This window comes from Lactococcus sp. LG1267, assembly GCF_017309545.1.
GTDB lineage: Bacteria > Bacillota > Bacilli > Lactobacillales > Streptococcaceae > Lactococcus > Lactococcus petauri.
Window position 1 is genome coordinate 1,615,351 of sequence record NZ_CP071295.1, and the last position, 20,245, is coordinate 1,635,595.

Annotated in this window: 20 protein-coding genes; 4 read left to right on the forward strand and 16 right to left on the reverse strand. The window is 36.2% G+C overall.

Annotated features, from left to right (window positions below; translation table 11 throughout):
* Nucleotides 1–10: 10 nt before the first annotated feature.
* The 3 genes from J0J33_RS07885 to J0J33_RS07895 form a co-directional block, all read right to left on the reverse strand.
* Nucleotides 11–1,357, reverse strand: a complete 1,347-nt coding sequence (locus tag J0J33_RS07885; RefSeq protein ID WP_206887418.1) for a PTS sugar transporter subunit IIC — start codon at nucleotides 1,355–1,357, stop codon at nucleotides 11–13.
* 29 nt (nucleotides 1,358–1,386) lie between these two features.
* Nucleotides 1,387–3,609 (reverse strand): glycoside hydrolase family 3 N-terminal domain-containing protein, encoded by a 2,223-nt coding sequence (locus J0J33_RS07890; protein WP_206887419.1) that lies wholly within the window; start codon nucleotides 3,607–3,609, stop codon nucleotides 1,387–1,389.
* A gap of 192 nt (nucleotides 3,610–3,801) precedes the next feature.
* Nucleotides 3,802–4,818 carry an alpha/beta hydrolase gene (locus J0J33_RS07895; RefSeq protein ID WP_206921659.1) on the reverse strand — a complete coding sequence of 339 codons (1,017 nt, stop codon included), beginning with the start codon at nucleotides 4,816–4,818 and terminating at the stop codon, nucleotides 3,802–3,804.
* Nucleotides 4,819–4,966: 148 nt separating this feature from the next.
* On the opposite strand from J0J33_RS07895, the gene J0J33_RS07900 reads away from it, so the two are divergent.
* Complete coding sequence (locus J0J33_RS07900) at nucleotides 4,967–6,139, forward strand: AraC family transcriptional regulator (RefSeq protein WP_206921826.1); 1,173 nt, start codon at nucleotides 4,967–4,969, stop codon at nucleotides 6,137–6,139.
* Between the two features lie 94 nt (nucleotides 6,140–6,233).
* Here the strand turns inward: J0J33_RS07900 and J0J33_RS07905 are convergent, their stop codons facing one another.
* The 9 genes from J0J33_RS07905 to J0J33_RS10835 form a co-directional block, all read right to left on the reverse strand.
* Nucleotides 6,234–7,004 carry a Nif3-like dinuclear metal center hexameric protein gene (locus tag J0J33_RS07905; protein WP_206921660.1) on the reverse strand — a complete coding sequence of 257 codons (771 nt, stop codon included), beginning with the start codon at nucleotides 7,002–7,004 and terminating at the stop codon, nucleotides 6,234–6,236.
* Nucleotides 7,001–7,678: a tRNA (adenine(22)-N(1))-methyltransferase TrmK gene (locus J0J33_RS07910; RefSeq protein ID WP_206921661.1), complete on the reverse strand. Its 678-nt coding sequence runs from the start codon at nucleotides 7,676–7,678 to the stop codon at nucleotides 7,001–7,003. The genes J0J33_RS07905 and J0J33_RS07910 overlap by 4 nt, the downstream gene beginning before the upstream one ends.
* Complete coding sequence (gene nth, locus J0J33_RS07915) at nucleotides 7,671–8,315, reverse strand: endonuclease III (protein ID WP_206889219.1); 645 nt, start codon at nucleotides 8,313–8,315, stop codon at nucleotides 7,671–7,673. The genes J0J33_RS07910 and nth overlap by 8 nt, the downstream gene beginning before the upstream one ends.
* 1 nt (nucleotide 8,316) lies before the next feature.
* Nucleotides 8,317–8,991, reverse strand: coding sequence for a DnaD domain-containing protein (locus J0J33_RS07920; RefSeq protein ID WP_206887425.1), 675 nt, complete (start codon nucleotides 8,989–8,991; stop codon nucleotides 8,317–8,319).
* A 61-nt stretch (nucleotides 8,992–9,052) separates the two neighbouring features.
* Nucleotides 9,053–9,220, reverse strand: coding sequence for a hypothetical protein (locus J0J33_RS07925; RefSeq protein ID WP_206887427.1), 168 nt, complete (start codon nucleotides 9,218–9,220; stop codon nucleotides 9,053–9,055).
* A 182-nt stretch (nucleotides 9,221–9,402) separates the two neighbouring features.
* Nucleotides 9,403–10,242 carry an aldo/keto reductase gene (locus J0J33_RS07930; protein ID WP_206887429.1) on the reverse strand — a complete coding sequence of 280 codons (840 nt, stop codon included), beginning with the start codon at nucleotides 10,240–10,242 and terminating at the stop codon, nucleotides 9,403–9,405.
* A 136-nt stretch (nucleotides 10,243–10,378) separates the two neighbouring features.
* Nucleotides 10,379–10,822 carry a peptide-methionine (R)-S-oxide reductase MsrB gene (gene msrB / locus J0J33_RS07935; RefSeq protein ID WP_206889230.1) on the reverse strand — a complete coding sequence of 148 codons (444 nt, stop codon included), beginning with the start codon at nucleotides 10,820–10,822 and terminating at the stop codon, nucleotides 10,379–10,381.
* A gap of 160 nt (nucleotides 10,823–10,982) precedes the next feature.
* Nucleotides 10,983–11,432, reverse strand: coding sequence for a hypothetical protein (locus J0J33_RS10830; RefSeq protein WP_240265712.1), 450 nt, complete (start codon nucleotides 11,430–11,432; stop codon nucleotides 10,983–10,985).
* Nucleotides 11,354–11,764, reverse strand: a complete 411-nt coding sequence (locus J0J33_RS10835) for a helix-turn-helix transcriptional regulator (RefSeq protein WP_240265711.1) — start codon at nucleotides 11,762–11,764, stop codon at nucleotides 11,354–11,356. Before J0J33_RS10835 ends, J0J33_RS10830 begins: the two co-directional genes overlap by 79 nt.
* A 295-nt stretch (nucleotides 11,765–12,059) precedes the next feature.
* Between J0J33_RS10835 and J0J33_RS07945 the strand changes: the two genes are divergently transcribed.
* Nucleotides 12,060–13,204 (forward strand): IS3 family transposase gene (locus tag J0J33_RS07945; RefSeq protein WP_206889150.1). Its coding sequence is split into 2 segments (ribosomal slippage): nucleotides 12,060–12,291 and nucleotides 12,291–13,204, totalling 1,146 coding nucleotides; the frame shifts between segments, so codons are not numbered across the junction.
* 101 nt (nucleotides 13,205–13,305) lie between these two features.
* Here J0J33_RS07945 and J0J33_RS07950 read toward each other — a convergent pair.
* Nucleotides 13,306–14,583: a 2-hydroxycarboxylate transporter family protein gene (locus J0J33_RS07950; protein WP_206921662.1), complete on the reverse strand. Its 1,278-nt coding sequence runs from the start codon at nucleotides 14,581–14,583 to the stop codon at nucleotides 13,306–13,308.
* A gap of 17 nt (nucleotides 14,584–14,600) precedes the next feature.
* Nucleotides 14,601–16,223 (reverse strand): malolactic enzyme, encoded by a 1,623-nt coding sequence (locus tag J0J33_RS07955; protein WP_206887431.1) that lies wholly within the window; start codon nucleotides 16,221–16,223, stop codon nucleotides 14,601–14,603.
* A gap of 163 nt (nucleotides 16,224–16,386) precedes the next feature.
* Between J0J33_RS07955 and J0J33_RS07960 the strand changes: the two genes are divergently transcribed.
* Nucleotides 16,387–17,280 (forward strand): LysR family transcriptional regulator, encoded by an 894-nt coding sequence (locus J0J33_RS07960; RefSeq protein ID WP_206887432.1) that lies wholly within the window; start codon nucleotides 16,387–16,389, stop codon nucleotides 17,278–17,280.
* Nucleotides 17,281–17,431: 151 nt separating this feature from the next.
* Entirely contained in the window at nucleotides 17,432–18,085 is a 654-nt protein-coding gene (locus tag J0J33_RS07965) for a redox-sensing transcriptional repressor Rex (protein ID WP_206887433.1), read from the forward strand.
* 432 nt (nucleotides 18,086–18,517) lie between these two features.
* Here the strand turns inward: J0J33_RS07965 and J0J33_RS07970 are convergent, their stop codons facing one another.
* Entirely contained in the window at nucleotides 18,518–18,847 is a 330-nt protein-coding gene (locus J0J33_RS07970) for an ArsC/Spx/MgsR family protein (protein WP_206887434.1), read from the reverse strand.
* A 491-nt stretch (nucleotides 18,848–19,338) separates the two neighbouring features.
* Entirely contained in the window at nucleotides 19,339–20,238 is a 900-nt protein-coding gene (locus J0J33_RS07975; RefSeq protein WP_240265694.1) for a class C sortase, read from the reverse strand.
* Nucleotides 20,239–20,245: the final 7 nt, after the last annotated feature.

Below are 20,245 nucleotides of genomic sequence, written 5' to 3' on the forward strand. Positions count from 1 at the left end.
ATTCCCCTTTTTATGCTTGCATACTTTCTTGTAAGCTTTGTTCTTTGGTTTCATGACGGCTTAGTTGTTCTGCTGCCATTTCAAGTTCATATTCTTTTTTATCCGCAATTTTAATAAATGGATACCACATAACAATACCAATCAACATACTAATAACCATCAAGATTGTATAATTTAATCCACCTGAGAGAGGCATTTTGACAAAGACAGGAGTAGTCCATGGCAACAGACTCATTGTGGGATTAAGATTGATTGGTAAAATGGTAGTTGTTAACCCCCAAGTCACAAAACCAGCAATTAACTGTGTGAACACTTGCGGAATAAAGAAAATAGGATTCAAAATGATTGGCATACCAAACATAATCGGTTCTGTAATATTAAACAAAGAAGGAATGAAAGAGAGTTTACCCAACTGTTTCATTTTGGCTGATTTGCTACGAATCATGAAGAAAGTGACAAAGCCCATAAATCCAGCTGCGTACATACCCATGTAGATAACTGATGGGATAAGGAAAGGAAGGTCTTCACCTTTTTGAAAGGCGCCAATATTTGTGACAATCATTGTCATTGTAATCATGCCTAAAGGACCTTGTAAAACGGCATTATGGATACCAAAGAACCAAAGGATAGCTAATATTTCCATAATAAGGATAATTGACAAAGGACTTGCTGCCAATGAGTTTAGTGGTGCACTGACGACATCGATGAAGAATTGGAAGATTGAACCTGAAGCTGTAAATCCAAAGGCCACACGTAAAGCAAAGACCAAAGTAAAGATAAGTGTAACTACAAAGACTGGTGCTAAAGATTGTGTAACCATCGGAGGAACACTTTCAGGAAGCTTAAGCATTATTTTCTTCTTAGAAAGAAAGGCGTAGAGACGTGTCACTAAAAGTGCTGTTAACATCCCAATAAAGAGACCTTGACCACCCAAGAAGTCAAGTTTCAAAGCTCCGATAGCTTGAGTTACTTCCTGACCATCTTGTATCACAGTAGTTGAGATTGTTTGAGGCATTAGCATAATGAAACTTGCTAAAGAAATAAGGGCAGAATTTCGTTCATTTGCTCCCAGTTGTTTCGCATAAGAGTAAGCTAAACTATAGACCACATAGAGTGAGAACACTCCAGTAGCACCATTTGTGATTGCCTCTACATGGGGATAAATTCCTATCTTAGTTAAAAATTCAATCCATGCAGGAATCGGGAAATTACCGATGATTGTAATAAAGGCTATACCCAATGTAATTGGACTGGTACGAATAAAGCCTTCCATAAGTGCGGCTAAAACTTTATTTTGCTGTAAGCGTGAAGCTACCGGCATCAATTTGTCATTTAGAAAAACTTCTAATTTGCTCATTTTATACTCCTAATATTTATTTCTAATAGTTATAACGATATAATTAATTCTTCTTTCTGCCCATATGCAACAAGATAGAAACCAAATTTCCCTGACTCAAAGTGCCATTCGCCTTGATTATCAGAAAATGAAAGATCTTCCTTTGTAAGAGTAACAGCCAATTCTTCTTTTGTACTTGGCTCTATTTTTATAAATTGACTCGCAACTAATTTTCGGAAAGGTTGAACGATCGATGCAGCCATATCTCTCATATAAAGATGAACCACTGCATGGCTTGTCTCATTCGACAGATTTTCGAGTTGATAAGCTAACTTTATCTGGTTACTCTCTGTAAAGGTGAGGTTTTCCATATTTTCCAGCCATTTTACATCAACTTGATTGTAAGTAAGACCTGTTCCAAATGCATACAGGGGTTCATTAGACTCATCACTGTACTTGGAAACAAAACGTGTATTTTTGTTTTCTTCATTCAAAGGTCGTCCTGTAGTATTTTGCGCATAATAAATAGGAATTTGACCTTCACTTCTTGGAAATGTCATCGTAAGTTTAGCGCTTGGACTTGCTTGTCCACTAAGTAAGTTTGCGATACCAGCACCACCCATTGTCCCTGGATACCATACTAAAAGTAAACTTGAGAAATAAGGTTCTATTTCTGTCAATACCAGTGGGCGTCCTGTATAGAGGAGTCCGATGATTGGTTTATCTAATTGTGCGAGTGCCTTAATGAGACGAATTTGCTTATCTGGCAAGGAAAGCTTTGCCTTAGATGCACCTTCGCCACTCTCTAAAAATTGCTCCCCAATCGTCAGAAGAATAACATCGGAATTTTCAGCAACTTCTACTGCCTCTTCAATCAGCTCTTTCTCGTCTCCAATCGGGCCGTTTAAATGCTCAATCCCCGTCTTGAGCGGGCCAAAACTCTCATAGGAATCAAACAAGTTATAACCTGTAGCAAATGTAAGATTTTTCTTCGCAAAGTTATTTTCGAGGCCCTCTTTTAATGTAACAGTATCTTGCGCTTTCCCACTGACCGAGGCCCAGAAACCGAGAGTAAACTTGCTTTTTCCATATGGCCCAATGACAGCTATTTTTTGCTGAGCACTCAAAGGAAGAGCGTTCTCCTTATTTTTCAACAAGACACAACTTTTTTCAACGAGCTCAACAGCTGTTTCTTTAGCTTCCGCTGTAAGAAACTCACCTGTATTTTCTTGATCGAGTCCTCGAAAAGGATTTTCAAAGAGTCCAAGCTTGTTTTTGAGTTTTAGAATACGCCATACCGCTTCATCTAGAAGGGCTTCATCTACTTTTCCTGATAAAATAAGAGGCTCTAAACCATTTGCATAAACCGAAGTCATCATATCAAAATCTACACCCGCCTCAATTGATGCTTTGGCAGATTCTTCTTGATTTGCTGTGAAGCCATGTGCTTGTAATTCCTCGGTAGCTGAATGATCTGAAACCAAAAGTCCTGAGAAGTTAAATTTTTCTCTTAGAATATCTCGATTTAGCCACTTATTCCCTGTAGAAGGTATTCCATTTAACACATTAAATGCAGTCATCACAAGCAACGCATGTGCTTCAATTGCTGCTTGGTAGGTTGGAAGATATTCATTAAAGAGACGTTGATTGGACATATCTACTGTGCTGTACTCACGCCCAGCTTCAGGTGCGCCATATGCCGCAAAGTGCTTTATACAAGCTGCAACATGGTTCTCCGAGACATAATCTTTGACCTGACCTTGATAGCCTGCCACAACGCTTTTCGCAAATTCTTTTCCAGTATAAACATCCTCACCTGGTGATTCCATCACGCGCCCCCATCTCGGATCTCTGACTACATCCAACATAGGAGAAAATACACAATGAATTCCACTCAAATAACTCTCTTTAGCCGTGATTTCAGCTGCTTTTTGAATAAGGTCAAAATCATAAGACCCTGCTTGAGCAAGGGGTAAGGGAAATATCGTGCGAAAGCCATAAATAATATCGGACATGAAGAGCAGAGGAATACCATGGGAACTCTTGTTAATTGCCTGTTCTTGAATCATCCTTAACTTTTCAGGATCGTTCACATTATAAATCGATCCTACTTGGTGAATATCAAAATTGTCAGGAAGACCTAAATCCTTGAGGGGACCGGTAGGCATAACACCACTATCGGTGAACAAATCTCCATTTAACTGAACAGTCTGTGCAATTTTTTCCTTTAAGCTCAAAGTGTTTAATATTTCTTTTAGCTTATTTTTTTCCATTTATATTTCTCCTTTTTTATTTAAAAAAGCGCTTTCTTTAAATTAATTATAGTTTCTTTTGATTTATTTTTATATAATATTTTTCGTATTTATATCAAAAAACATGTAGAGGGTTACATAAATTATTTTTTTTACAGTTATGCAATACAAAAAGAGAGCGATGAGTTGATTCCCTCTCTTTTATAAGTTATTCTATTTATCTTTATACTCTTTCACAAACTCCAAGGTTTGTCGGTAACATTCTTGGGATTCTTTGAGTGAGTAGTCAAACTGATACTCGTGCGTGATTTCTTTTTCTAAATCTTTATAAAACAAGCCACGTACAGGAACGTTTAATTCCCTCAACTTCTTCTCAAAGGCGATACCTTGATCTTGAAAAGAGTAGGCATTCCCATCCGTAATATAAGTTGCTGGAAAATCTGAGGTTAAGTGATTTACAATACTTATCTCATCCAGTTTTGGGCTGTCCTGCCAGTTTTTAGTTCCAATTTCAGCCCAAGCGACAGTGGTTACAAAAAATTTCATGAATTGACTACTTGAGCGAACATTGGTCATTTGCGTGAGATTCACAGGTCCACAGTAAGATATTGCACCCTTAAGTACATTTTTATCTAAATCTTGTGGAACGCCTACACTTTTTCCATAGCTTGCATTTGTCTGTGTTGCAGCATACTGAAGAGCAATCTGTGAGCCGGCACTGTCGCCACCAAGCATAATTTTAGACAAATCTAAAAATTTGAATTTCTCTTTTTTCAAGCTCTGAATTAGCTCACTGAGCTGCATGACTTGATTGGGATAGGCAGACTCTGGTGCCGTCTCATAATTCATAGATAAAACGGCAATATGTGCATCCGCAGCTAATCGAGTAGCAAATTCCTGAGTTCCTTTTTTATCGCCACCAACAAAACCTCCTCCGTGCACCCAAATCAAAACAGGAAGCGCTTTTTGACTCTGCTTAGGATAATATATATCGTAGGAATTACCTTTAAAGTGTGACGCATAGCGTTCATCTTGCACTGTCGTAATTTTTTCCTGAGCTTTCCGGTAAGGTTCCGATGCAGTAATTTGCACTTCAGAGTTAAACATATGACGAATAATCCAAACACCTGGTTTAGGTGAAATATTGAACGCAAGCACCACTAATAAAAACAATCCTACTACAATACCCAAAAACCATAACAGGCCTTTTAACAGTACATTTTTATACATAATTTTTTAATAAATCCTCTCTTTTTTGTGGATTAAGTATACATGAAAAACATATTAAATACAACTATAAATTAGAAAATTTTTTTGATTAAGATTTATTTTATGTTAAAATATATCATGAAAAAAGTTTTGGAAAGAAGTAACATTGATGGATTATGAGGCTCTACAATTAGTTACAAAACAACTCTATTATAAATACTTGGTTCCTTTCGTGATTATTAATAATACAGATGAAATAATTATTCCTAAAAAAGTTGATTATTTAGAAAGCTACCTCAAAAGTCCTTATCTCAAACAGGCAGAGAAAGGACAGATTTTATTTTTTGAAAACAAGGACTATTTTTTCAGCAGTTTCTACTGCGACTTAATGGAATATAAAAATTGTAGAGTCTTAATTGGTCCCTGTGGCATACTCGGTACAGCAACAGATTCTTATAAGTTTAATAATCACAATTATTTAGCAGGTGTGCATTATTCCAAAGAGAGTCGAAAGACCTTTATTGATTTTGTAGAGCTCTTTTATGCTTTGCTCAATGGAAAACTAGCTGACAGCACTAATTATAAATGGATTGTACGTCAACACCTCAGTGAGACACATACCGATGTTATTTTAGAAAAAAACTTGTCCCTCCGACGTTACGACGGTTCCTCATTTGACTCCTATGAGTTTGAAAAAAGATATATCGAGGCCATTAAACGAAATGAACCTGAAAAATTAGAGTGGATTTTCAAGAAAATGAGCAGTACCTATGATGCTGAACTTTCAACAAGTAAACTAGAAACATTAAAGTATAAATGTGCCTCATTAATTGCTATTCTCACTCGAGTGAGTATTAGTAATGGTGTGCCAATACTTCAAGCTTATAGCCTTTCTGACTCGCTGATTCAAAAACTACAACGTATTAACTTTACTCATGAATGCCTGACCCATATAAAAGAAGGTTCTTTCCTCTTTATGGAACTCATACATGCTTTCCCCTACTCCGAGAAAAGCCATCTTGTCAAACAAGTCTTATACTATATCGATGATCATCTCTACGAGCAAATTACCCTGAAACATTTATCTGATTATACTCAAAAAAATGTGACACATTTATCTACGGAATTCAAAAAAGCCGTGGGACATACGATACATAAATACATTATTCAGAAAAAAATTGCTGAGGCAAAACATCTCTTGTTGTTTACATCCCAAAGCTATAAGGAAATTGCTATGCTGCTCAGCTTTTCCAGTCAAAGTCATTTCATTCAAAGCTTTAAGCGTCTCGAAGACATGACACCTTTAGAGTTTAGAAATAAGTATTTTTCATCAATTATATGAATGTGCATCATTCAAAACAGTCACAATTATTATAAAAAACCTTGATTCAGCATCAAGGTTTTTTATTGTGAAAATACAGAAAGAAAACTACCAGCTAAATATCAAAGAAAGGATTAGTATTTTCTTTACTTTCAATAATTTCAATACCTGTACCAAAGCTAGCTAGTTTTTCAGCGACTTTTGGGATAAAGAGATGTTCCAAGTAATGACCAGGATCAAGTCCGATAAGCCCCTGCGAAAGCTGGTCATGACCGACGTGATAATATATATCACCCGTAATATAGAGATCTGCACCTTTGGCGTGAGCTTCTGGCCAAAATTTTCCGCCGCTACCACCACAGATTGCCACACGTTGAATAGTCTGGCTCAAAGAGCGATCATAGGTTACCAAACGCAGATGATCTAAAGCAAAAGTTTGTTTCATTTTTTCCGAAAAATCAGCCAAGCTCATCGGCATAATATTTCCGATACGACCTAAACCTTCTGCTGATAAGATTTCCGTATCTTTAATTTCTAAAAGATCACAGAACCAATCGTTAAGCCCACCATCCACAACATCAATATTGGTATGGCTTGTATAAACTGCGATACCCGCTTTTATCAAATCAAGGATGATTTTTTCCTGACTGTCCGCATCTGTCAGGTTTGCTAAAGGCCGAAAAATAACTGGATGTTTCGCTAAAATCAAATCCACATCTTTTTCAATAGCTTCTGAAACTGTTTGCTCACGAATATCTAAAGTAACCAAGACCTTTTTTACTGGAGCATCAAGCGAGCCTATCTGTAAGCCAACAGGATCGCCTTCTACTGCTAAATCTTTGGGACAAAATTCTTCGTACAAGGCCATGAAATCTCTGATTTTCATAGGAGAACTCCTTCTATTTTTTCTTTTTCTGCTTGAACTGTGGTACGTTTTTCATGGTTTTCAGGAAGTCGCTCAAGTATTTTATTTAAAGTATTGAGCTCTTTATTCCACTTTTGACGGAAGACCTCTGATTTTTCTTGGGACAAATATGGTCCAAATTCAAGTTCTGTTTCATTCAGCTCGGCTGTGCCGTGTTCTGCCACAATAATTTCGTAGATTTTCCCTGCTTCAAGAAGTATCTTTTCGGAAGTAATTACAAAATCATGGTCCATAAGCCAAGAACGAAGGCTTTCTTCATGATTATTGGGTTGTAAGATAAGCTGCTCCACTTGGCTCAATTTATCTTTTCCTGCTTCGAGGATTTCGGAGATTAAAATACCGCCCATACCAGCAATCACGACGCTTGTGATGGCATCATTTTCTTCAAAGGCAGCCAAACCATCGGCTAATCTGACTTCAATCTTCTCTTGCAAGTTCTGCTCAGCCACGTGATTTCGGGCAATTTGATAAGGCCCATTGACCACTTCGCCTGCGATGGCAAAGTCAATCTTTTCTTGCTGAACCAAATAGGTAGGTAAATAAGCATGATCACTGCCCACGTCCAGAAGACGGCTGTTTGGCTTCACGAGATCTGCGACAGCTTGTAGGCGTTTCGAGAGTTTTATTTCATTCATTTAAGTTTTTCTTTCCAAATTTACAGTATTCGAGCACAGGACATTCCTCACACTTTGGTGCACGCGCTGTACAATGATAACGGCCAAAAAAGATGAGATGATGATGACTTTCCACCCAACGTTCTTCAGGAATCAGCCTCATCAACTTCTCTTCAACCTCCAAGACGGAGGCTTTTTGTGGCACAATATCCAAACGTTTTGAAATCCGTTCAACATGCGTATCAACAGCAATTCCGGGAATACCGTAGGTTTCTCCCAGAACAACATTTGCTGTTTTCCGTCCTACACCCGGTAAGGTTTGCAATAACTTCTTATCTCTTGGCAGTTCACTATTAAAATTTTCTACCAACATTTGCGAAGTTTTGACAATATTTTTCGCTTTTGTTTTGTACAGTCCAATCGTTCGGATACATTGTTCAACATCTGCGATATCTGCCTGTGCCAAGCTTTCCGGATTAGGGTATTTAGCAAAAAGTCCTGGTGTTGCCTTGTTCACACCCTTATCTGTAGCTTGTGCGGATAAAATCGTGGCAATTAAAAGTTGAAAAGGTGTTTCCCATTCTAGTTCACCATGTGCTTCGGGAAACATAGCGACAATGATATCTAAAGCTTCTAAAAATCGTTTCTTACTCAGCATATTATTTTCCGTTCCAGGGCCCATCCATCGGGATATAGAAATCAGTAGTTTTATGGTTTTGCATTGCTTCGGTACGCTCTTCCTTACGCTGTTCCACAGCTTGCGTGCTCATCAAGCCATCATTGCGCCAATTGCGTAAAATGGCTTTAATGTAGTTGAGTGAAACCTTGCGATTCACTACTGCCTCACGTAGGGCAAGTTTAATGAGCTCAAAGTCGTACTTCTCTTCAAATAAGAGAATACGAAGTTCTTCGCTTTGCATCGGAGTAATCATTCCCATTTCCGCTTCGAAAATATTGACCAACTCTTGCAGCTGGTTCTTGTTTTGTTGTGTTGGAGCAGTTGTTTCTATTTGTTCTTCTTTAGCTAAGCCATCCAATTGGTCTAATTTTTTTAAAGCTGGTGTGACATCAAAAATAGTTTCCATATCTCCAGCAATTCCGAGTAAAGTTACTTTTAAAGAACCAAAATCTTGAAGCTTATCAATACTACGGTTCACATCTGCAAGTGTTTTTCCTGTTTTAGTTGCAATTTCACTTGGCGCTACATCACGATTTTCATATAAATAGAGCCAAACCAAAAAATCCTCTGCCGAAGGAAACACTTGAGCAAAATGCTCCAGCATAGCATGAGGAAGTACGATGTGTCCAGTCATGTAATTTTCATAGTAGGTCATAATTCTATTTTATCATAAATGCTTCAATCAACCATAGATACATCTTTATTATGATACACTTTTAATTTTTAAATTTTTTGACATAAACAAGGCGCTCAACAAATGCAAAAACAATAACGATAATTACTGCCAGCGTACTATGAGAATCGACGATTCCTAATACTTTTAGAAGTGCAATAACAACAATTTCAAGTGCGATTAATATGGCGATAGCTACAATGTTTTTCATAAAAACCTCTTATAATTCTTTATTTTTAATAATTACACATGTTATTTTAGCACAAACAATCCTATAAAATACTACATCTCGAGACCTATTTATTGAAGGTTAGCCTATTTACAAAATATGATATGGAATAAAAAAAAGAAACCCTCATTACGAAGAGTTTCTTTGTTTATTTGATGCCAATTTCAATCAAATTCTTCATATTCATTCGGATCTTGTCCATCAATACGTCCGTCTGATTTTTCCAGTGTATTAATCTGTGCAACTTCCTCTTCTGTTAATTCAAAATCAAAAATTGCTAGATTTTTTCGTTGATGGATTAAATTTCTCGATTTTGGAATGGGAACAATGCCACGTTCTACATGCCAACGCAATACAACTTGACCTGCTGTCTTCCCATACTTTTCAGCCATACTTGTGATAATGGGCTCTTCAAGGGCATCATTTCCTCGCCCTAATGGACTCCAGGCTTCCGTGATGATACCACGCTCAGCGTTGGCTTTCACCATACGCTCTTGCACCCAATAGGAGTGAATTTCGATTTGGTTAACGGCTGGAGTAACGCCTGTTTCAGTAATAATTTTGTCTAAATGCTCGGGTTCAAAATTTGAAACACCGATAGAGCGTATTAAGCCCATTTTTTGAGCTTGAATTAAAGCCTTCCAGGCTTCCACATATAGTCCACGTTTTGGCAAAGGCCAGTGAATCAGATATAAATCAAAATACTCCAAGCCCATCCGATAGAGTGATTCTTGAATCATGGCCAAAGCATCTTCATAATGATGATATTTTCCCGGTAACTTCGTCGTCACGAAAAATTCTGACCGCGGAAGACCTGAGCGACGAATGGCTTCACCAACTATCCCCTCACTGTCATAGTTGGTTGATGTATCCAAAAGACGGTAACCACTCTGGATAGCTGTCAAAACCTGATCAAGACCTTCCCCGCCCCTTATCTGGTATGTTCCTAAACCTACAGACGGTATCAAATGACCATCATTCATCGTTATTAAAGGTGTTTTCATTAGTAAATCCTCCTTATAGTTGAATTTCCACAGAAAATAAACACATATTCTCTATATTTTCATTCTAACATAGGACAGAGTTGAAGAAAAAATACCTGTTTATTAATTTTGGAACGACAAGGTTTTATTTTTCCAACTACTCTTTGCCAAACAAGGATTTGTATTCGCCGTAGCCATCTTCTTCTAACTTTTCAACCGGGATAAATCTTAAAGCCGCAGCATTTATACAGTAACGCAATCCTCCTTGGTCTTGTGGCCCATCGGTAAAAACATGTCCTAAATGGGAATCAGCCTCCTTACTTCGCACTTCCACACGATGCATGCCTAATGAAAAATCAGCTTTTTCTTTGACACCACGTTTTTCTATAGGATGGGTAAACGACGGCCAACCACAACCTGCATCATATTTATCCGTTGAGCTGAAGAGTGGTTCACCACTGACAACATCAACATAAATCCCATCTTGATAAAAGTCATCGTATTTTCCTGTAAAAGGACGTTCAGTTGCATTTTCTTGTGTCACTGCATACTCTATATCAGACAATTTTTGCTTGAGTTCTTCTTTTGAGGGTTTTTCCATCATAATCACCACCTTATCTAATTTTCTCCCTTTATTATAGCACTCTCTCAATAAAAAGTATTTGCTTCTGTCTGTAATTTCTACATGAAGCTCCTTGTTCTACCACCATAAAAAAACCACTTATCTAAAGTGGTATTTCTTCATCTTTGAACTCTAGTTTTTAGCAATGCAATAGTCGCACGATGACATTTTTTAATTTTACCGCACCCATATTCTCCATATTCTCGAGGCAATTTGCTATCATTTTTTCACCATTATTTCGACTCTCGAAAGCGTAAGTATAACATCCTTTTAAAACACGAGCAATTGCTTTACTTGTCAAGTCTGATTCCACAGCGAGACTATTTAACCTTGACAATATAATTCCCGCCTTTGCATCACAATCTGCTTCAATAAATACCAATTCAGCCTTAATCAAAATATTGATAAGTAATGCACGGTATTCATGAAGTACTTTTAAATATTTAAAAACATTTTTATTTTTAAAAAATGTTTCGATAATATTCCAGACCAAGTTCAGATTGAGTTGCTCTAAAGTGTGAATAAGGATGTACAATTCGTAAAGCCCCCAAAGCGGTCCCTCCGATAAAAGAGATTCAACATCTTGAATTTCTTTTCCTGATAGCTGAGTATATAAGTTGCTTTGGCACTCAACGCAATCATGTAGGTCGAATCATTCTCATACTCTAGTTTTTTTTCATACAGATGGTGGAGTTCTGCCTCGTCTTGATTATAGTATGCATCCTCAATATTTTGAAACTGTGTAATAAAATATTCTGGCAAGCCGTTATTTACAAGCAAAGAATAATCTAAAATAGTGGGATTCATACACTCTAGAAGAGATTCGAGCTTGTCAAAGGACACTAAAGATTTGCCGTTTTCAAACTGTGAAATCGTTGCTTTAGAAACCCCGCTTAGTGTATTCAACTCTGATAGGCTCATATTTTTTTGTAACCTTAAGTTGCGAAATATTTTTCCATACTTACTATAAATCATTTTACACCAACCCTATTTTCGAGCAATTAAAATACACACAAACCTCTTTTGTTATATACTTTGCCAGCTCTCACTTTCCAAGATAAAATTATATCTTTTTTGTGAGTAAGAGTATATACCAAACGAGATATGTTTAGAATGCTAAACATCATATGCTTATCTTGGATGTATACTATAAAAGTAGACAGAACTTTATGTGTTATAATCTGTTTTAAAAGACATGAAAACGAAAGGACATCCTATGTCAAAATCTAAACGCTACGATGAAGAATTCAAACAATCCCTTGTCAATCTTTATCAAACTGGAAAAACTCAGTCTGAACTCTGTAAAGACTATGGTGTATCTCAAACAGCACTTTCTAAATGGATCAAACAGTATTCTCAAGTTAAACTCGAAGATAATTCTGTACTTACTGCCAAACAAATACAAGACCTACAAAAACGTAATGCACAGCTTGAAGAGGAGAACCTCATCTTAAAAAAAGCAAGTGCCATATTCATGCAAAACTTAAAGTAAGACTCCTCGCTGTCTATCGGTTACGCTTTGAACACGCCACAACAACCTTGTGTCGTGTTTTACATGTCAATCGTTCTACTTACTATAAATTTTTAAAACATAAGCCCTCAAAAAGAGAACTGGATAATCAAATTTATAGAAAACAAATACTTCAAATTTATACCAAAGCAAACAAAAGACTTGGTGTGAAGTCTATCAAGGTCATTCTTCAAAGAGACTATGATACAAAAATCTCTGAAGGAAGAATTTACCGTCTCATGAAGAATATGGCGCTCCCTAAAATGGCAACCGTTAAGCCAAAACGCTCACTTAAAGAAGTTCAAAAAACGTACCCTCAGAACTTACTCAAGCAAGAATTTAATCCTGACCAACCAAATCAAGTATGGACAACAGACTTCACCTATATTTCTATCGGATATAAGAAACATGTCTATCTCTGCGCTATACTTGATCTCTACTCTAGAAAATGTATTGCTTGGAAACTCAGTCATCGTATCGATGCAAAGTTAGCATGTGACACTCTAGAATTAGCACTTAATAAAAGAAAGATTGAAGGAACACTTCTCTTCCATTCTGACCAAGGTTCACAATTTAAGGCCATTGAATTTAGAAAAATAATTGATGACAATAATATCATGCATTCTTTTTCTAAGCCTGGATATCCTTATGATAATGCCGTTACTGAAGCATTTTTCAAGTATTTGAAGCATAGACAAATCAACCGAAAAAATTATCAAAATATGAAACAGGTTCAATTAGATTGCTTTGAATATATTGAGAATTTTTATAACAATTACAACCCACATTCGGCTAATCTTGGACTCACTCCTAATCAGAAAGAAGAAAATTACTTTAATTCAATCAATTAACACTTTTTTCTGTCTACAAATTTGACATTAGTCCAGTTTTACAGATCCTCGTTTTAGTTCATTATTATTTTGTTATTATATTACTTTGATTGGAGGATCAATTAGTAAAAGAAGCGTATGAGTATACCACCCATGATGAGGACAATGGCACCACACAAACGGTTGGCCATTTGTGCAAAGGCAATCATTTCCATACGATCAGAGGCAGAGAGAACAGCGATATTACCTGTTCCACCCATAGAGTTGTTAATCATACCAGCACCGATAGCTGTTTCGACAGGGTACATACCTAAGGCAAGGCCTAAGAACCAGCTTGTTAAGCCCATAGCGATAACACTTGTCAGACAAAGCACAATAAATTGCCATGTCAAAGCAGAACCTAATGTGGTCAAATCAATCAATGCCAAACCAATACCTGCCAATACCGCATGTGTAAGATTGGTCATGATGATTTGGTTAAACATCACCACTGATTTTTCCAACTCTTTTGGTACAGCATCAAAGGCTTTGAGAACAAAGACGATGATAATCATAAAGGCGTATTCATGGATATTTGGGAAGAATTTGTTTAAAATCACACCCACCATGAGTAGAGTAAAGGCATAAAGCATACCGACACCAATCTTGGTTGCATCAATTTCAATTTTAGGTTTTGCGAGTTCTTCTTTTGTCGCAGAAACTAAGGTTCCGTGACCATTGTATTTTGATTTCGCAAAGATTTTAGAAATAGAAAGTGCCCCAATGATGGCGATAATATTCCCAAAGGTTACTGCGGGAGCAAGTTGAGAGAAAATTGCGGTTTGGTTCCCATTGGCTAAACCATCAGCATAAATTTGTGATAATGGTGTAATTCCGGCTCCCATACCACCAGACATCATAGGCATTGAAATATACATGACAGAGTCTGCAAAACCTTTGCCAAGCAAGACACCCATACCTCCAACAGCGAAGAAACCAACAACCATTGTCACCAAAGCAACAGGGATAAATTTAGCTGAAGCTTTGACAAGCAAACTTCTGTTCATTCCCAAGATCGACCCACAAATCAAGGCCGCAATATAGAAATCAAGGAAACCAAACTGACTACCCATAAATTTACCTACTGCATCAATCACATTTGCGGGAATAATATGGAAATAGGATAAGAGAGTTGCACCTAACAAAGTAAAAACTGATCCACCACCCAAATATGAATTCATAATGGGTAATTTTTCACCGATAAAGTAAAGTAAGTGCCCTAATAGTACTAATAGGAGAGTAATACCCACCATGTTAAGTGGCAATTTCCCTAAACCTATCGTCACTGCCAGTACAATCATAAAAAAGGCATAGAGAGGAAGACTTATTCCTGAAATTTTTATTTCTTTTAATTTTTTCATTTTAATCCATTAACCTCTTAGTATTTAGGATACCATTTCATCTCGCGAACGGCTTTCACCATATCTTTTTCTTGAGCTTGTGCTAAGCCTTGCTCTTGAGCTTTTTTGGCTACTGCTTCTGCAACTTTGATTGAAACATCAGCGACATATTCAAATGGAGGAAGTACAGGAGCACCAGCAGCACCTGGATCAACAAGTCCGCTCAATGAGTGCGCAGCAGCACCAATCATTTCGTCAGTAAGAAGTGATGCTTCTGAAGCCAACATACCAAGACCCAAACCAGGATAAATCAAAGCATTATTTGCTTGACCGATTTGGTAGTCAACGCCTTTATAAGACACAGTTCCTGAAGGTATACCTGTTGCAACAAAGGCTTTACCTTCAGACCATGTAATTACTTGCTCAGCAGTTGCTTCCAATTTTTTAGTAGGGTTTGAGATTGGGAAAATTACTGGACGTTCAGTGTTGGCACACATTGCTTCAACAACTTCTTTGGTAAACGCACCAGCATCAGTTGAAGTACCAACCAAGATAGTAGCTTTAACTGTTTTGATAGCACTAGCTAAGTCAGTCATATCACCAGCATTTGTAAAATCTGCACGTTTTTTAGCAAATGGTTTTTGTGCTGGGGTCAAGTCTTCCATATCATCAAAGAGCAAACCTTGTTTGTCCATTATGAAGAAATGGTTGTAAGCTTCTTCTTCTGAAAGTCCTTCGCTTACCATCTCCGCATGAACACGGGCAGCAATTCCTGCACCAGCAGAGCCACCACCGTAGCAGAGGTAAACTTGATCCGTTAATTTTTCACCTGTGATATCAAGTGAACCAAAGATACCACCTAAAACAACAATACCAGTTCCTTGAATATCATCATTGAAAGTTGGAATTTCTTTTTTGTATTTGTTCAAGATATTTGCAGCATTTGAACGTCCAAAGTCTTCCCAGTGTAAGTAGAGTTTAGGGAACATTGCTTCAGCAGTTTCCACAAACTGGTCAACAAAGTCGTAATATTGGTCACCATAAACACGTGCGTGACGATTTCCAAGGTACATTGAGTCTTCCAAGAGTTCTTTACGGTTAGTACCTGCATCAATAACGATTGGCAGAACTGATGCTGGATCAATACCTGCTGCTGCAGTATAAACCATTAATTTACCTACAGAAATATCCACGCCTTGTGTACCCCAGTCGCCAATACCGAGAATACCTTCAGCATCTGTCACAACAATCAGACGGATATTGCGATTACCCGCTGCGTTTTTCAATGTTTCTTGAATATTTTCTGGATGATTAATATCAAGATATGCAGCATATTGGGGATCTACAAATAGACGGCTGTAGTTTTCGATAGTTTCAGCAATAACTGGATCATATACGATAGGGTTAAACTCTACGATATGTTGGTTAAACAAATAGTAGAACAAAGTACGGTTTGTATTGAAGATTTCCATCAAGAAATGACGTTTTTCCAAATCAGATGGTTTTTCCAAGTAATGTTGGTAAGTTTGTTCTGCTTGTTCTTCAAGTGTTTGAATATAAGGTGGCAAAAGACCGATTAAGCCAAGTTCCTTACGTTCTTCCATAGTAAATGCTGTTCCTTTATTTAAAAAAGGGTTGTTTAAGATTTCATGTGCACGCATTCGTACGTCCTCCAAATTTATTATTCCTATAAGAAATTCTTACAAGATGTATTTTAATACTTATAAAAAATTATAGTCAAACCTTTGGGTTACGATAAATATTATTTATAACAAATTACTAAACTTGTGATAGAATATAAGGGTCAAAGGAGCGTTTAGACTAATGAACTTGCATGATTTCGAGTATTTTAATGCCTTAGGATACTTATTGTCTTTTACCGCTGTTTCCAATCAATTTGGGGTAAGTCAGCCGACAATTACCTATGCCGTAAAGAGATTGGAACAATATTATAACTGTAACTTAATATATAAAGATCCTTCCCACCGGACAGTTATCCTGACAGATGAAGGAAAAATATTGAAGATTCATATCGAAAGTATTTTAGAAGAGTTGGCACTAACGCAAAGAGCCATCGAGCATTCTAAAAATCATCAAAATCATATTGGTTTCCCTCCTATAATTCGAGCAAAAATCCTAGCCCAGCTTTTAAATGATAAGGATGCAATTAGTTTCTTATCTAAGTTTGACTTAGTATCTGGCGGTTCGGAAGAACTTCTAGCCAAACTCATCTCTGGTACAATCGATTTTAGCCTTATAGGCAGCATTGCTCCTCTGATGCATTCCAACCTTTTTGTGAAACTACTTTATAAACGTGAATTTTATATCTTTGTCTCTAAAGATAGCCCGCTTGCCTCACGGCCAGAAATTTCATTTAAAGAAGCTTTGGATTATCCGTTTATCCTGCTTGATGAAAGTTTTGTCCATATGGAAGCTTTCCAAAATTTGAATGAAAAATACAAGAAAAAAGCAAACGTTCTCTTTAATTTTTCGGATATCCATACTATTGGGCAACTTGTCAACTCAAATGTTGGTATAACTTTAATGACTGATTTTCTTCCATTTGCTGATATGAATAGTCTTATAAAGATACCACTAATACCTGAAGATAAGCAAATTTTTCATGTTCAATATGCCTATTTAAGAAGTACACTGCTCAATTCAGATTTGAAAGAATTGATTCGCTTACTCGATGGACTAAATGAAAAAATAAATTGAAGTGAAAAGAGAGCTGCTCTCTTTTTCTTTGTTAAATTTTATTCGATTTTTTCACAAACTTTCTTCAACCGCATAATTCCAGAAAGAATTGTTTGACAACCTCCCCTTAAAAAAGGTAAAATATTCACAAAGACTATGTAAAGGAGATAACATGGCTGGCTCCCAAGTTAATAAACAACTGCCCAAGGCAACTGCAAAACGTTTGCCTCAATATTATCGCTTGTTCAAACTTTTAGTTGATGAACAAGTAACACGCACCAACTCACAACTTATTTCGGAAAAAATTGGTGTGGATGCGGCGACGATTCGTCGCGATTTTTCACTCTTTGGTGAGCTAGGACGTCGAGGTTATGGTTATGAAACCCGTGTTTTGCGTGATTTCTTTGGAGAATTGCTCGGACAAGATCAGGAAACACATATCGCACTCGTAGGAGTCGGTAACCTTGGACGTGCTCTTATCAATTATGAATTCCAAAACCGTAATAAAATGCGCGTTACCCAAGCTTACGATGTTCCAGAAAATCCACTCGTTGGTACAACGACTTCTACAGGTGTTCCTATCTACGACATCGCTGACTTCTCTAAAAATATTAAAGATTCAAAAATTAAAACAGCAATTATTTCTGTAAATAAAGAGAACGCTCAAGAAGTTGCAGATATACTAGTTAAGTCAGGTATCCGGGGTATCCTTAATTTTTCACCTTTGCGCTTACAAGTTCCAGAAGATATCGTTGTTCAGTCAATTGACTTAACGAAAGAACTTCAAACCTTATTATTCTTTATGTCAAATAATGACGTAAAATAAAGAGTTCTACCAACTATGTAGTGGTAATTGTAAAAAAAGAGTTACATTAGTGTGTAAAAAATTGTCCTAAGACGGTTTTTTAGTTGCGTTTAACAAGTATCTGTTGGAGTAAAATCTTTTTCTGAGGTGGTAAAAACAACCAAAGCCAGAAGGAACACACTTGATGAGTTTGCAAAGGTTTTTCTTATCCTAGAGAGGGGCCAATATAGCGAAACAAGACTACACTACTTGTATTTAAATAGATAACAACAGCTCCTTTTGAAATCCTCAGATAAACTTTCAGGCACGCTTTCTATGAATTCGAAAAAGTCATCTGTTTATCTGTTTCTTAATAAATTAAATCTACATACACATCATATTTGACAAGGTGCAGAAAAAAGCATGATTTTGAATCATGCTTTTTTTAATTAGTTGCTCAATCTTTTCATAATATCATAAATCAGATAAAAATTTACGATACTCTCTCGGAAAAAAACGTCGTATTTCATCAGAATTATAGCCAATTATGTAGTTATTTTCATCCAGAATAATTGGCGTCTTAAAAAGTAATGAATTCATTTTTAGGTAGTACAGCGCATTTTTTAAATTCATATCTGATGCTTTTACTAATTCTTCTTCATTTTTATGATTGATTCTTTCTGGATTTTTTACTAATTCATTTACCCCTTCTGTCGTTAGCGTTAATAATTTTAGCAAATCATCCACAGTTATTTGACTTATATCTCGCTTCTCAAAGTCTATGCCATAACGTTCAAACCACATGAAAGCTTTTTGACTGGATTTACACTTTTTTCTATAATAAATTTTTAATATGTGTTACACCTCTTTACCATTACATTTACCAATTGGATATCAAATTATCTATGCGTACATTCTAGGTCATACTTAAATTCATTGTCTTACTACTATCATTTAAAAGACTTGTTTTGATCAAACGGCGATATACTGTGCTCACACTTCCCTCATACGCCTTAGTGCTCCCTTAACTTCACTATTAGCTACTTCTACCTATGCACCCTTAACAGCTTTATTTTTGACCATTTGATACTCATAGAAATTATGAAACACAGTCACATAAATTTTATCACTCTTAGCAAGGTTGCTGGTTTGACTAAAAATAGTGACGAAATTTTTGTTTATATTGATATTATAAACAATATAGGTTAATAGTATGCAATTACCTCTCCCTAATTTTTGTACTTTCTAACAAAGGTCCAATTTTTCAAGATAACTTATTATTTGTTTTCAATAATTTAATCCTTATTGTTTAAATACGATTTTACCATTTTCCATATTTTATAAATAACTATTAACAAAAAAATTAAAATTAAAATTAAAATTATTACCAATTTTAATATATTATATTTTTTTGTTGAATTTATTTGCTTTTCTAAATCTTCTTCATTATAAGGAATACGGAGCCCTGTCACCAGCAGACGATGAGTATTAACCATATACGGAGTACACGTTACTAAAGTGACTTGATCCATATTTTCTGTTATTTTTAAACTGTCTAAATCGGTTGGTAGAACTTTTTTAAAATTACTAATACGATAGGCAAGCTTACTACCAGCAACTGTAATATAAAATACATCTCCTTTTTTCAATTTTTCTAAATCAGTAAATAATTTTTTCTCTGGTAACCCGCTATGACCTGTGATTACAGAATGAGTTCCTTTACCACCTATAGGAAAAGATGTTCCCTGAAGTACTGTAGCGCCTTTATCAAGTAATAGATCATTAGTCTCGTCAAATATTGGTAAGCTTACTTTAATTTTTGGAATAAATATTGCACCAAGCATATGGTTCTTAAAATATTCTTGTCCTGGATCACGAGCATCCTTTGTCGCCTCCTCAAAAGGATCTTTAACTAGTCCCATACCGGGAATATTTGTCAATTTATTATTTTTTAAAAGTTGCTCATTTTTTAATTGTAATTCTTTTTGACGAGCTTTTTGTTGCTGCTTATTTAAGGAAGAATACTCCTTCTGATACCTTTCAATAATACTCTGATCGTGAAAGTTATTCATGGCATCTGATAAAAATGGGTATAAGAAAGTTATCAGTCCTGATATGAAAAGGATTAGCATAACAAGCTTAAAAAAAAGATTATTTTTTTCTTTTTTCTCCTTTGTTAAATTTCTTTTTTTCATTTAAATT